The 12,165-nt window shown below is 72.6% G+C and carries 12 protein-coding genes; 5 read left to right on the forward strand and 7 right to left on the reverse strand.

Going from position 1 to position 12,165, the window contains the following annotated elements:
• Window positions 1–67: 67 nt before the first annotated feature.
• The 4 genes from K206_RS0111415 to K206_RS0111430 form a co-directional block, all read right to left on the reverse strand.
• The gene (locus K206_RS0111415) at window positions 68–634 is read right to left on the reverse strand and encodes a DUF882 domain-containing protein (protein WP_020202545.1); all 567 of its coding nucleotides are present in this window, start codon (window positions 632–634) and stop codon (window positions 68–70) included.
• A 19-nt stretch (window positions 635–653) separates the two neighbouring features.
• Entirely contained in the window at window positions 654–2,246 is a 1,593-nt protein-coding gene (locus K206_RS0111420) for a murein L,D-transpeptidase (RefSeq protein WP_043366305.1), read from the reverse strand.
• A gap of 53 nt (window positions 2,247–2,299) precedes the next feature.
• Complete coding sequence (locus K206_RS0111425; protein ID WP_020202547.1) at window positions 2,300–2,755, reverse strand: universal stress protein; 456 nt, start codon at window positions 2,753–2,755, stop codon at window positions 2,300–2,302.
• 135 nt (window positions 2,756–2,890) lie between these two features.
• Window positions 2,891–3,907 (reverse strand): zinc-dependent alcohol dehydrogenase family protein, encoded by a 1,017-nt coding sequence (locus K206_RS0111430; protein ID WP_081651375.1) that lies wholly within the window; start codon window positions 3,905–3,907, stop codon window positions 2,891–2,893.
• 280 nt (window positions 3,908–4,187) lie between these two features.
• On the opposite strand from K206_RS0111430, the gene K206_RS0111435 reads away from it, so the two are divergent.
• A complete protein-coding gene (locus tag K206_RS0111435; protein WP_020202549.1) occupies window positions 4,188–4,643 on the forward strand; it encodes a universal stress protein in 456 nt (151 codons plus the stop codon).
• 54 nt (window positions 4,644–4,697) lie between these two features.
• A complete protein-coding gene (locus tag K206_RS0111440) occupies window positions 4,698–5,243 on the forward strand; it encodes a hypothetical protein (protein ID WP_020202550.1) in 546 nt (181 codons plus the stop codon).
• Between the two features lie 124 nt (window positions 5,244–5,367).
• Here K206_RS0111440 and K206_RS0111445 read toward each other — a convergent pair whose 3' ends face one another.
• The 3 genes from K206_RS0111445 to K206_RS38035 form a co-directional block, all read right to left on the reverse strand.
• Entirely contained in the window at window positions 5,368–6,885 is a 1,518-nt protein-coding gene (locus K206_RS0111445; protein WP_029043506.1) for a bifunctional aminoglycoside phosphotransferase/ATP-binding protein, read from the reverse strand.
• A gap of 134 nt (window positions 6,886–7,019) precedes the next feature.
• Complete coding sequence (gene fnr, locus K206_RS0111450) at window positions 7,020–7,778, reverse strand: fumarate/nitrate reduction transcriptional regulator Fnr (protein WP_020202552.1); 759 nt, start codon at window positions 7,776–7,778, stop codon at window positions 7,020–7,022.
• Window positions 7,779–7,918: 140 nt separating this feature from the next.
• On the reverse strand, window positions 7,919–8,377 hold the full coding sequence (locus K206_RS38035) for a response regulator (RefSeq protein ID WP_020423750.1): 459 nt from the start codon (window positions 8,375–8,377) through the stop codon (window positions 7,919–7,921).
• 247 nt (window positions 8,378–8,624) lie between these two features.
• Here K206_RS38035 and K206_RS0111460 point away from each other — a divergent pair, with 247 nt between their 5' ends.
• The 3 genes from K206_RS0111460 to K206_RS0111470 all read left to right on the forward strand — a co-directional run bounded on the left by K206_RS0111460 (window position 8,625) and on the right by K206_RS0111470 (window position 12,093).
• Window positions 8,625–9,794, forward strand: a complete 1,170-nt coding sequence (locus K206_RS0111460) for a PAS domain S-box protein (protein WP_020202554.1) — start codon at window positions 8,625–8,627, stop codon at window positions 9,792–9,794.
• A complete protein-coding gene (locus tag K206_RS0111465) occupies window positions 9,791–10,435 on the forward strand; it encodes a response regulator transcription factor (RefSeq protein ID WP_020202555.1) in 645 nt (214 codons plus the stop codon). Before K206_RS0111460 ends, K206_RS0111465 begins: the two co-directional genes overlap by 4 nt.
• Window positions 10,436–10,734: 299 nt before the next feature.
• Window positions 10,735–12,093: an MBL fold metallo-hydrolase RNA specificity domain-containing protein gene (locus tag K206_RS0111470; protein WP_020202556.1), complete on the forward strand. Its 1,359-nt coding sequence runs from the start codon at window positions 10,735–10,737 to the stop codon at window positions 12,091–12,093.
• Window positions 12,094–12,165 lie beyond the last annotated feature (72 nt).

A 12,165-nucleotide genomic window follows, 5' to 3' on the forward strand; every position in this document is an offset into this window, starting at 1 on the left:
CAGGCCGGCGCATCGCGCCGGCCTGCCGTTTCCCGGGCGCGGGCTCGCGCCCGCCTGCGCCGCGCCGTTACCAGTCGCGCACGCGCCCGGTATCCGCGTGCACGAACTGCTCGTGCGGATAGAAACCCACGCCGCCGCCGTGCAGCGACAGCGCCGCGTCGCGCAGGTCGGCCAGCGGCACCCCGGCCAGGCGGATGTCGATGGCCTTGCCGTCCATGTGCAGGCTGTGGCTGGCCACGCCGCCGCCGCGCGTGCGGCGCAGCCGCGCGTTGGTGGCCGGGCTGCGGTAGCCGGAGATCACCTGGAACGGGCTGTCGCTGTCCAGCGTGCGGCGCAGGCGGTACAGCAGCGCGAACAGCTGCGGGTCGATGACGCCGGCCTGTCCGCTGTAGTGGTCGCGCAGGAAGTGGTTGAGCGCGGCCAGCGATTCGGGCACGAACTGATCGCCCACGGCGAACACCACCGCGATGCGCTCGCCGGTATGGGTGTGGTCGAACGACAGGCTGCGCGCGTCCGGCAGCGCCGCCAGCGAGGCGAAGGCCGGGCTGGCCAGCGGCAGCGCCGCGCCGGCCAGCGCCAGCCGCGCCGAGCGGGACAGGAAGGCGCGGCGGTGGAAGGGCTTGGACATCGGCATCGGTGGTTTCCTCCTGGCGTCAGGGCGTTGGGCTGGCGGGCACGGCGGCGGCGGCTTCCGGGCGCCGGCTGGCCGCGTGCTGCTTCAGGGCCCGGTCCAGCAGGCCGTCGAGCCCGTAGATATCGTCGAAGAAATATACACGCCCGTCGGCCTTGACGATGGCGGTGCCGTAGGCGAGCACCACCGGCAGCGGCTCGCGCAGCCGCAGCGTGCTCGACTGGCCCTTGTCCATGGCCTGGCGGATGCGCGCCTCGGTCCACTCCGGCATGTCGCGCAGGACGAAGCGCGCCAGCGCCACCGGGTCCTCCACGCGGATGCAGCCGTGGCTGAAGTCGCGGCGGTCGCGCGTGAACAGTTGCGGCGCCGGCGTGTGGTGCAGGTAGATGTTGTCGTTGTTCGGGAAGATGAACTTGATGTCGCCGAGCGCGTTGAGCGGCCCCGGGCGCTGCCGGATGCGCATCTGCCCGCGCTGCACGGCATCGAGGCTGGCCGCCGACAGCGCGGTCGACACCTTGCCGTCGCCGCCGACGAACTCCAGGCCCTGGCGCGTGAAATAGCCGGGATCGCGGCGCAGCCGGGGCAGGGTCTCCGCGCGCGCGATGGACGGCGGGATGTTCCAGTAGGGGCTGAACTCGATGAAGCGCATGTCCTCCTTGAACAGCGGCGTGCGCGTATCGAGCGCCTTGCCGACGATGACCTTCATCTCGGCCCTGACCCGCACGCCGCCGTCCTCGATGTCGTAGGCGCGCAGCACGAATTCCGGCACGTTCACCACGATCATGCGCGGGCCGTCCAGCAGCGGCGTCCAGCGCAGGCGCTCCAGCGTGAGTTCGATCTGGCGCACGCGGCTGGCCGGCGGCAGGTTCAGCTGCGTGAAGGTGCCCGCGCCGATGACGCCGTCCGCGGCCAGCCCGTGGCGTAGCTGGAAGGCCTTGACGCCGTCCACCAGCGCGCCCTCGTAGCGTTCGGGCAGCGCCGCGCCGGCGGGCAGGTCGCCCAGCGCGGCCAGGCGTCGCGCCAGCGCCGGCACGCCGGCGTAGGGCGCGCCGGGCGCCAGCTTGCGCGCCGGCAGCGGCGGCAGCGGCGCCTGCCACGCGCTGCCGGCGGCCAGCGCGCGGTAGCGCGCCAGCGCCTCGCGCAGCGCGCCGTAGAGCGGGAACGCGGGGGCCGCCTGCCGCACGGCCTCGGGCAGGCGGTGCGCGGCGACGGCGGCGCGCAGGTAGGCGGCGGCGTCGAAGCGCGGGTCGGCCGTCCCGGAGAAATTCTCGTGGATCTGGCGCGGGTCGATGCGGCCGCCGTGCAGGTCGGCCAGATAGTGCTCCATCGCCGTCGTCAGCGCCCGGTCGAGGCGGTCCGCGGCGTCCGGCGCCAGCGGCGGCCCGTCCTGCGCCTGCGCAAGCGCGCGGCGCAGCGGCGCGGCGCCGTATTCGTCCGGCGCCAGCCCGTCGGCGGCGGCGTCGGCCAGGGCGTCGACGGCCTGCCGGGCCTCGGCCACGGGGCGGCCCTGCGAGAACCACAGCGCAGCCTCGGCAGCCTCGGCGGCCCGCGCGCCGGCATGCCAGGCCGCCAGCGAGGCGGCCAGCAGCGCGGCCAGCAGGGTGGTCTTCAGCATGGCGCCGGGGTCGCCGGCGCGGCGGCGCGGCGCGTCCGTCCGGTGCGCCGCCCTCATTCCTTGATTTCGCTGCGGATCAGCAGCACGGGCTTGCTGCTCTCCCGCACCACGCCTTCGGCCACGCTGCCCATCACCAGGCGCTTGACGCCGCGCCGGCCATGCGTGCCCAGCACGATCAGGTCGGCACCCCAGGTGCCGGCCTCGCCGACGATGGTCTCGGCGATCAGGCCCGGCGAGACCGGGTTCTCGATCAGCCTGGTCGAGTGGCGCACGCCGGCCTCGGTCATGCGCTTGTCGGCCGCGGCCAGCGTTTCCTCGCCCATCGTGCGGATGCTGTCCATCAGCCAGGACGGATAGGTGGTGCCGGCGAAGTAGAACACGTCGGCGTCGTCGGCCACGAACAGCGCCCTGACTTCGCCGCCGGTGGCCTTGGCGAACAGGATGGCCTGGCTCAGCGCCAGGTCCGAGGAGCGGCTGCCGTCCACCGCGAGCAAGATCTTGTCGTACATGATGTATTTCTCCTGGCTGGGTTGCCGCCATGTCCGGTGGCTATGTTCTGTCGCTATGTCTGGTCGGGCGGCCTTGCCGGGGCGCCGCCGCTGGCTGGAGAATAAAGGCCGGCGCCGCCCGCGTGTTGACGCATGTCAAGCGTCCGAGGCGTGCGCGCCGATGCGCAGCACCGCCGCGCCGCTGAGGGTGCCCGCGCGCAGGCCGGCCAGCGCGGCGTTGGCCTGCTCCAGCGGATAGACCCGGATGGTGGTGCGCAGCGGCGTGGTCTGCGCGATGCGCATCAGTTCCTCGCCGTCGGCGCGCGTGAGGTTGGCCACCGAGACGAGCGAGCGCTCCTCCCACAGCAGCCGGTAGGCGAAGGACGGGATGTCGCTCATGTGGATGCCGCCGCAGACCACCGTGCCGCCCTTGTCGACGGCCCGCAGCGCCAGCGGCACCAGCGCGCCGACCGGCGCGAAGATCAGCGCGGCGTCGAGCGGGCGCGGCGGCGGCTGGTCGCTGGGGCCGGTCCAGCACGCGCCGGTGTCGCGCGCCAGCCGGCTGGCGGCCTCGTCGCCGGGGCGCGTGAAGGCGTAGATCTCGCGCTGCTGCGCCACCGCGATCTGCGTCACCAGGTGGGCCGCCGCGCCGAAGCCGTAGATGCCGATGCGCCGGGCCGCGCCGGCCATGCGCAGCGTGCGGTAGCCGATCAGGCCCGCGCACAGCAGCGGCGCGGCATGCTCGTCGTCGTAGCCGTCCGGGATGCGGAAGCAGTAGCGGCTGTCCGCCACCACGTACTCGGCGTAGCCGCCGTCGCGCGTGTAGCCGGTGAACTGCGGCGCGTCGCACAGGTTCTCGCGGTGCGCCGCGCAGAACGGGCAGTGCCCGCAGGTCCGGCCGAGCCAGGGCACGCCCACGCGCTCGCCGGCGGCGAAGCCGGTGACGCCCTCGCCGCAGGATTCGATCCTGCCGACAATCTCATGGCCGGGGATCAGCACGGGCTTGGGCTGCGCGAGCTCGCCGTCGAGGATGTGCAGGTCGGTGCGGCAGACGCCGCAGGCCGTCACGGCGATGCGGACCTCGCCGGGGCCGGGCACCGGCACCGGCACGCGCGCCGCGCGCAGCAGCGGGCCGCCGCCGTCGAAGACCATCGCTCGCATCCACTTCCGCATTCCCGCCTCCCCGTTGGCCACCGGCCGCATTGTCCATTGCTTCCATGCTAGGCCACGCCGCGCGCGCCCGCTTGCGCCGCGTCAAGGCGGCGCGCGATGACGGGAAGCGGGCAAGCCGCCTCCCGCGGCGCGCGGCAAAGCTGCGAAATGCATGATCCACATCAACATGGCCGGCGCCGGCGCGCACAAACTGGATGCATCGGGACCGGAGCCGCCGCGGGGGCGGCCGGGCGCCCCCCTTTTTGATGACCGCGGAACGACCGCGGCGGGAGAGAAGACGATGTACAGCAAGATCCTGGTTGCCGTGGACGGCAGCGAATCCGCCACGCAGGCGCTGGAAGAAGCGCTGCGGGTGGCCACCGCGACCGGCGCCGAACTGGTGGTGGTGCATGTGATCGACAACAGCTACCTGCGCTACGAGGTCGGCTATGTGGACCTGACGGACCTGCGCACCAGCCTGGTCGAGGGCGGCCAGCAACTGCTCGACGAGGCCAAGGCGCGCGCCGCCGCCGCGCAGGTCAAGTGCACCACCATCATGATCGACGAGCCGCTCGCGCTCGGCGATGTCTCCACCGCGATCGAGCAGGCGGCCGAGCAGGCCGGCGCCGAACTGCTGGTGGTGGGCACGCATGGCCGCCGCGGCGTCAAGCGCCTGCTGATGGGCAGCGTGGCCGAGGGGCTGGTGCGGCAGTGCCGCCTGCCGGTGCTGCTGGTGCATGCGCCCAAGCCGGCATAGCAGGCAGCACAGGCACAGCAAGCACAGCAGGCAGGCGCCGCCGGCCGGGGAGACATGATGAACAAGAACGAGCAAGGCATCCAGATCGTCTATTACTCGCGCACCGGCACCGCGCGCCAGGTCGCCGAGGACCTGGCCGCGCTGACCGGCTGGCCGCTCGCGGAAGTCAGCGACGTGGACAGCCGCGCCGGGCTGGCGGGCGACCTGCGCTGCGTGATCGACAATCTGCTGCTGCGCCGCGTGGCCTACCGCTACGCCGGGCCGGCGCCGGCCGACTGCCGTCGGCTGGTGATCGTGGCGCCGGTGTGGATCGGCAAACTGGCCTCGCCGATGCGCAGCTTCCTGCGCGAGAGCGCGCCGCTGGCCTGCGAGACCTCGGTGATCTGCGTGATGGCCCGGCAGGGCGCGTTCAACGCGGCGGAGGAGATCGCCCGGCTGGGCCGGACGCCGCCGTCGCCGGTGCTGGCGCTGCGCCAGAGCGATGTCGTCAGCGGCACGGTGCAGCCGTCGCTGCGCACGTTCGCCGATCAGGTCGAGGCCGCCGGCGGGCAGCGCGGCGGCGCCCAGCGTCCCGCGTGGATCTCGCCCAACGAAGCCTGAGCCGGCCAGACTCGAGCCGGCCAATCCGGGCCGGAGCCGGAGGCCCGCCCGCTTGCGCGCGGCGGGCCTTTTCCATGCCGGCGCGGCGGTGTCGGTAAACCAGCGGCAGACCGGCGGGCAGGTATCAGTAGACCAGCGTGCCGGCGCCGATGCGCACCACGTGGCGCCATTCGTCGCTGCCCAGCGGCTCCTGCGCGCGCCGCTGTCCTTCCAGCACCTGCAGCGTGGCGTCCGACGGGTCGCCGCCTTGCCGCGTGCGCGCCGCGATGCGCGCGCGCAGGACGGCCACGTCGGCATCGCAATCGACGATCGAGAACGGCACGCCGCGGCGCGCCGCCAGGGTGGCGAAGCGCTGCCGCTGGCTGCGCGCGAGGAAGGTCGCGTCGGCGATCATGGGAAAGCCCGCGGCGCTGCCCAGGCGGCAGATCGCCAGCAGGTGCTGGTAGACGCGCGCGGTGCGCCCGGCGGCGTAGAGCCCGGCGCCGGGCGGGCTGGCGCTGTGGGCGGCCCGCTTGCGCTCGACGTCGGAGCGCACGCGCACCATCGCCCCGGCCAGCGCGAGGCGCCGGGACACCGTGCTTTTGCCGCTGCCGGACAGCCCGTGCATGATGGTGATGGCGCCCGGGCGGCGCGTCAGCGTGGCGCTGGCCAGCCCCAGCAGGTCCTTGCACTGCAGCCGTGTCCTGGCGGTTTCCTCGGCGCTGATGGTGCCGGCCGCGCCGCGCTGGCGCGCGCGCTCCAGCAGCACGCGCGCGCGCACCACCGCGCGCATGGCGGTGTAGAACGGCAGCACGGCCAGCCCGGCGTAGTCGCCGCTGCATTCCAGGTAGGTATTGAGCAGCCGGTAGGCCAGGTCCTGCCGGCCGTGATGCTGCAGGTCCATGAACAGGAAGGCGATGTCGCTGGCGGTGTCGATCCAGCGCAGTCCGGCGTTGAATTCCAGGCAGTCGAACGGGGTCGGCACCTCGTCGATCAGCGCCACGTTGCCGAGATGGAGGTCGCCGTGGCATTCCCTCACATGGCCGCTCGCCAGCCGCTTGCCGAAGGCGGGCCGCAGCGCCGCGGCGCGTTCGCGCAGCAGCGCCGCCACCTGCGCCGTCATGGCGTCTTCCGGGGCGAGCGCGGCCAGCCCGGCCAGGGCCTGCTCCATCACCGCGGCGATCTGCGCCGGGGTGCCGTGGCCGCTGTCCGCGGCCGCCACCGGGGCGTCGCCGTGGAAGGCGGCCAGATGGCGGCCCAGCGTCTCGACCTGGGGGCCGCTCAACTGGTCGGCCTCGGCCAGCGTGGCAAGCATGTCGCGCTGGCGGAAGCGGCGCATCTTCACGGCGTACTCCAGCGCCGGGCCGTCGCCGCCGACCGTGACTTCGTGCGGGCCGGGGCCGGCGGTGACCGGCACGACGCCGAGATACAGCGCCGCGGCGAGGCGCCGGTTCAGCCGCAGCTCGGTTTCGCAATCGGCGCGGCGCGCCGCCAGGCTGCGGAAATCGACGAAGTCCAGGCACACCGGCTTGCGTATCTTGTAGGCGAACGCGCCGGCCAGGAAGACCTGCGAGATGTGGGTTTCGATCAGGGTGACCTTGTCCACGGGGTGGGGGTAGGCCGCGGGCCGCATCAGCGCCCGCGCGAGTCCCTCTGCTTCCATGCGTGGCTCTCCCGGGTGGCGCCCGCCGGTGGCGGCGGGCCAAGTCTCCATGCTAGCCGGGTGGCCGGGCGCCGGCTTGACGGGGGTCAAGGGCTGCCGGGTTGGCCAGGGCCGCTGCCGGGCGGGCGGGGGGCCTAGACGCGGTCCAGCGCGTCGAGGTCCAGCAGGCTGATGCGCTTGCCGTGCACGCTGATCAGGCCGTCGCGCTGGAAGCGCGACAGGGTCCGGCTGACGGTTTCGAGCTTCATGCCGAGGTAGCTGCCGATTTCCTCGCGGGTCATGCGCAGCGTGAGTTCGCGCGGCGAGTAGCCGCGTGCCTTCTGGCGTGCCGAGATATTGAGCAGGAAGGCCGCCACGCGCTGCTCGGAGCACAGGCTGGCCAGCAGCAGCATGACGCCGGACTCGCGCACGATCTCGCTGCTCAGCATGCGGTGCACCTGCTGCTGGAGCGAGCGCATCTCGCGGCACAGCGCCTCCAGCAGGTGGAAGGGGATCACGCAGACCGCGCTGTCTTCGAGCGCGATGGCGTCGCAGGCGTGCTGCTCGGTGCAGATGCCGTCCAGCCCGAGTGTCTCGCCGGTGAGGAAGAAGCCGCTGACCTGCTCGCAGCCGTTGGCATGGGCCACCACGGTCTTGAACGAGCCGGAGCGCAGCGCGTAGATGCTCTGGAACGCGTCGCCGGCGCGGTAGAGCGCCTCGCCGCGCCTGACCATGCGCCAGTTGTGGATCACGGTGTCGAGCCGCATGCGCTCGGCGTCGTTGAGCTTGCTGCCCAGGCAGATGTTGCGCATCGCGCAGTTCGAGCAGCTGGCCTTGTGGCTGGTGCCGGCGCGCGCCGCGGGTGCGGCAGGCGTCGCGGGCGGTGCCGGCGGCTCCTGCGACAGGAACCGCATGACCTGGGGAGCGTGGAGGACAGCGCTGGCTGCCGGCGGTGCTTCCTGTTGCAGGTGTTGTGACATGGTGGCCTCGTTCATCCCTTGGGCATGCCGGTGGGCGTGCCGCGGTTCAAATACACTGTTTCCCGGTGCTGCCGTCAATGCGCTGCGCTGTCCGCGGCACTGTCCGCGGCGCTGTCCTGCCGCGCCGCCTGCCGCGCGGCGGTCTTCTGCGCGGCGAGCTGCAGCAGCGCGCCGCGCAGCGCGTCCAGTTCCATCGTCTTGTCGAAGAAATACGACGCGCCGGCCTGCAGGTAGGCATCGCGCATCGGCGGAATCGCACAGTTGCTCAGCACGATGATGGTGGCCTGCCGGCGCATGTGCGCCAGGTCCTGCAGCGCGCGCATGCCGGCTTCGCGGCGCAGCGGCAGCGCCAGGATCACCACGTCGGGCAGCAGGATCAGGGCCGCCAGCATGGCCGCGCGCGGCTCCCGCGACGAGGCCACCAGTTCCACTTCCTTCATGGCGCGCAGTATCCGCGTCAGGCGCGCGCTGATCATGGGCGCATGCTCGAGCACGAGGACGGTCAGCGGTTCGGCGCAGGGCAACGTATTCATGTGATGGAGTATCGTCGCCGGCGGCGCCGGCCGAAAGCAGCGCCGGCTGAGAATGGCGTCCGGGAAAGGAAGGGCCTTGTCAGGTTTTCCTGACAAAAGCGTGCGGCAACCGCGCGAAGGGCGCCCGCCGCGGACCACGAATGCGTATCATGCAGGTCGGCTACCTTTCGTCTCCGCCAGCCGGCCCGCGCGCTCCCGCCGGGCCGCCGCCGGCGGAGCACGCTTCGCCCCAGAGACGGCTACCGACATGGCTTCCCAACAGACTGACCCACCGCAGCAACCCGCCGCGCAGGACCCGGCGCGCATCCAGGCCAGCGAAGCCCGCCTGGCCGGCATCATCCGCTCCTCGATGGAGGCCATCATCACGGTGGACGAAACCCAGCGCGTGGTGCTGTTCAACCCGATGGCCGAGCGGCTGTTCGGCTACACGGCGGCGCAGGCGCTCGGCAGGCCGCTCGGGGACTTCATCCCGGCGCGCTTCCGTGAGACGCATGAGGCACATGTGCGCCGTTTCGGCGTGACCGGCGTGAGCGAGCGGCAGATGGGCCTGCAGCGGGTGCTGCATGCGCTGCGCCGCGACGGCTCCGAGTTCCCGATCGAGGCGTCCATCTCGCAGACCCGGGACGGCCAGGGCAAGCTCTTCACCGTGATCCTGCGCGACACCACCGAGCGCGTGCGCGCGGAAGCCGCCATGCGCGCGTCGCGCGAGGAACTCCAGCAGCTTTCCGACCGGGTCCAGGCCTCGCGCGAGGAGGAGCGCCGCCGCATCGCGCGCGAGCTGCACGACGACCTGGGCCAGCGCCTGAGCGCGCTCAAGATGGACCTGGCGATCCTGGCCGGCGACCTGCGCGAGGCCGGCGCGGCGCAGGGCCTGCTGGACCAGGCCGCGGCCATGCACCTGGTGATCGACGAGACCGTGGCCTCGGTGCGGCGCATCGCCGCCGACCTGCGCCCGGCGCTGCTCGACGAGCTGGGCCTGATGCCGGCCATCGAGTGGTTGGCCAAGGAGTTTTCCGCGCGCTACGGCATCGCCGTAGCGGTGCACGCGGCGGAGGAGGAAGACGTGGGCGAGCGCGCCGCCACGGCGGTGTTCCGCATCGTGCAGGAGGCGCTCAGCAACGTGGTGCAGCACGCCGAGGCCAGCCAGGTGGACATCGGGCTGGTGCGCCACCCGGCGCACTATGAGCTGACGGTGCGCGACAACGGCCGCGGCAGCGCCGCCGCCGCGGCCGGCCGGCCGGCGCGCAGCCGGCGCATTTCGCTGGGGCTGGTCGGCATCCGCGAGCGCGCGCGCCTGCTGGCCGGCACGGTCTCGACCACGCCGCCCGAGAACGCCGGATTCTGCCTGACGGTCTGCTTCCCGCTGCCGGGCGGCGAGGCCGACGGCGACAAGACCAGCCCGGAGGCGCTGACATGATTTCCGTGATGATCGCCGACGATCATGCCGTGGTGCGGGACGGCCTGCGCCACATCCTCGGCAGGTCGGGCGGCTTCGAGGTGGTGGGCGAGGCGGTCGACGGCACCCAGGTGCTGCAGATGGCGCGCGAGTGCAAGCCGCGCGTGATCCTGCTGGACCTGTCCATGCCCGGGCGCAGCGGCCTGGAGCTGATCAAGCAGCTGCGCGCCGAGCTGCCGGCGCTGCGCATCCTGGTGCTGACCATGCACGCCGAGGAGCAATACGTGGTGCGCGCGTTCCGCGCGGGCGCGGCCGGCTACCTGACCAAGGAGAGCGCGGCGACCGAGCTGGTCAGCGCCATCGGCAAGGTGGCCGCGGGCGGCACCTACGTGAGCCCGGCGATGGCGGAAAAGCTCGCCAACAGCCTGCAGGAAGAGCACCGCGACGAACCCCACCTGCGCCTGTCGGACCGCGAGATGGAGGTCTACCGGCGGCTCGTGCTCGGCGAGCCGCTGACCGAGATCGCCGCCGGCCTGTGCGTCAGCGCCAAGACCGTGAGCACCTACAAGATGCGGCTGATGGAGAAGATGCAGCTGCCCAGCGAGGCCGCGCTGGTGCGGTACGCGATCCGCCACCGGCTGTTCGACGAAGGCGAGCTCTGAGCGCCGCGCCGGCGCGGCGCCGGCCTTGATCTGGAACAAGGCTCTTTTGTTCCCCTGTGCCACCATGAAACGCAGGCCCGGACCGGGCCGTTCACCTCATGGAGGCAAGCGATGCGCAATCCCGGGATCCACGACCCGCCGCGGCGCGTGGCAATCCGCTGACTGACGACCGCTGACGGTCCGCCGCGCGGGCGGCGCGGCCCATGCCGCCGGCGCCGGCGATGCGCGTGTCCCGTTCGCGCCGCGGCACTCCATGGCATCCCATAGCACTCCATAGCACCCACAGGCGGAACGCAGCGATGCAACTGCAATTTCTCGGCGCGACCGACACCGTGACCGGCTCCAGGTACGTGCTGGATACCGGCCACAGCCGCGTGATGGTGGACTGCGGGTTGTTCCAGGGCTACAAGGCGCTGCGCCTGCGCAACTGGGAGCGGCTGCCGGTCGATCCGGCCCGGCTCGACGCGGTGGTGCTTACGCACGCGCACATCGACCATAGCGGCTACCTGCCGCTGCTGGTGCGCAACGGCTTCCGCGGGCGGGTCTTCTGCACCATGGGCACCGCCCAGTTGTGCCATATCCTGCTGCCCGATTCCGCCCACCTGGCCGAGGAAGACGCGCGCTTCGCCAACCGCGAGGGCTTCTCGCGCCATCATCCGGCGCTGCCGCTGTACGATGGCGCCGACGCCGTGCGCGCGCTGCGGCGGCTGGAGCCGTCCCACTACGACACCCGCGTGGCCGTGGCGCCCGGCGTGGAGGCGGAGTTCCACCGCGCCGGGCACATCATCGGCTCGGCCATCGTGACGCTGCACGCGGGCGGGCGGCGCATCGTCTTTTCCGGCGACCTGGGGCGGCAGCAGGACGTCGTCATGCGCGCGCCGGAGCCGGTGCGCGCGGCGGACTACCTGCTGGTGGAGTCCACCTACGGCAACCGCGTCCATCCGGAGGGCGACCCGCTCGACCTGCTGGGCGAGGTGGTCAGCCGCACCATCGGGCGCGGCGGCAGCGTGGTGATCCCGGCGTTCGCGGTGGGGCGCAGCCAGGCGCTGCTGTACTGTCTTTACCGCCTGCGCCAGCAGAACCGCATCCCGCCGGTGCCGGTCTACCTCGACAGCCCGATGGCCATCGACGCCACCGAGGTGTTCGCGCTGCACCCGGACGAGCTGCGCATCGAGCGCGCGGACTGCACCGCGGCCTGCAACATGGCCATCCTGGTGCAGAGCGTGCAGCAGTCGGCGTGGCTCAAGCGCGACCGCGCGCCCAAGATCATTCTCGCCGGCAGCGGCATGGCCACCGGCGGGCGCGTCGTGCATCACCTGGAGACCTACGGCCAGGACGCGCGCAACACCATCCTGCTGTCGGGCTTCCAGGCGGCCGGCACGCGCGGCGCGGCGCTGGCCGCGGGCGCGCGCGAGCTGCGCATCCACGGCAAGCAGGTGGCCATCCGGGCCGCGGTCGCGCAGATCGAGACGCTCTCGGCGCATGCCGACGCCAACGAGCTGATGACGTGGCTGGGCGGCTTCGGCCAGGCGCCGCGGCAGACCTTCGTGGTGCATGGCGAGCCGGCGGCCAGCGATGCGCTGCGCCAGCGCATCGAGCGCGAATTGCAGTGGCCGGTGGCGATGCCGGAATACCTGCGCTCCTATCCGCTCGACTGACGGGCAACCATTTGGGGTGTTTGGGGTGTTGAGCGGGTGGGTTGAGCGGGCGGCGGGGCCGGAGGGCGCCCG

Origin of the sequence: Cupriavidus sp. WS (assembly GCF_000395345.1) — a bacterium.
GTDB lineage: Bacteria > Pseudomonadota > Gammaproteobacteria > Burkholderiales > Burkholderiaceae > Cupriavidus > Cupriavidus basilensis_B.

Excerpts from the sequence above, each read along its gene's own strand:
- K206_RS0111430 (WP_081651375.1), bottom strand. The coding sequence starts at position 3,907 with ATGCGGAAGTGGATGCGAGCGATGGTCTTCGACGGCGGCGGCCCGCTG.
- K206_RS0111445 (WP_029043506.1), bottom strand. The coding sequence starts at position 6,885 with ATGGAAGCAGAGGGACTCGCGCGGGCGCTGATGCGGCCCGCGGCCTAC.
- K206_RS0111435 (WP_020202549.1), top strand. The coding sequence starts at position 4,188 with ATGTACAGCAAGATCCTGGTTGCCGTGGACGGCAGCGAATCCGCCACG.
- K206_RS38035 (WP_020423750.1), bottom strand. The coding sequence starts at position 8,377 with ATGAATACGTTGCCCTGCGCCGAACCGCTGACCGTCCTCGTGCTCGAG.
- K206_RS0111420 (WP_043366305.1), bottom strand. The coding sequence starts at position 2,246 with ATGCTGAAGACCACCCTGCTGGCCGCGCTGCTGGCCGCCTCGCTGGCG.
- K206_RS0111425 (WP_020202547.1), bottom strand. The coding sequence starts at position 2,755 with ATGTACGACAAGATCTTGCTCGCGGTGGACGGCAGCCGCTCCTCGGAC.
- K206_RS0111470 (WP_020202556.1), top strand. The coding sequence starts at position 10,735 with ATGCAACTGCAATTTCTCGGCGCGACCGACACCGTGACCGGCTCCAGG.
- K206_RS0111465 (WP_020202555.1), top strand. The coding sequence starts at position 9,791 with ATGATTTCCGTGATGATCGCCGACGATCATGCCGTGGTGCGGGACGGC.
- fnr (WP_020202552.1), bottom strand. The coding sequence starts at position 7,778 with ATGCGGTTCCTGTCGCAGGAGCCGCCGGCACCGCCCGCGACGCCTGCC.
- K206_RS0111460 (WP_020202554.1), top strand. The coding sequence starts at position 8,625 with ATGGCTTCCCAACAGACTGACCCACCGCAGCAACCCGCCGCGCAGGAC.
- K206_RS0111440 (WP_020202550.1), top strand. The coding sequence starts at position 4,698 with ATGATGAACAAGAACGAGCAAGGCATCCAGATCGTCTATTACTCGCGC.
- K206_RS0111415 (WP_020202545.1), bottom strand. The coding sequence starts at position 634 with ATGCCGATGTCCAAGCCCTTCCACCGCCGCGCCTTCCTGTCCCGCTCG.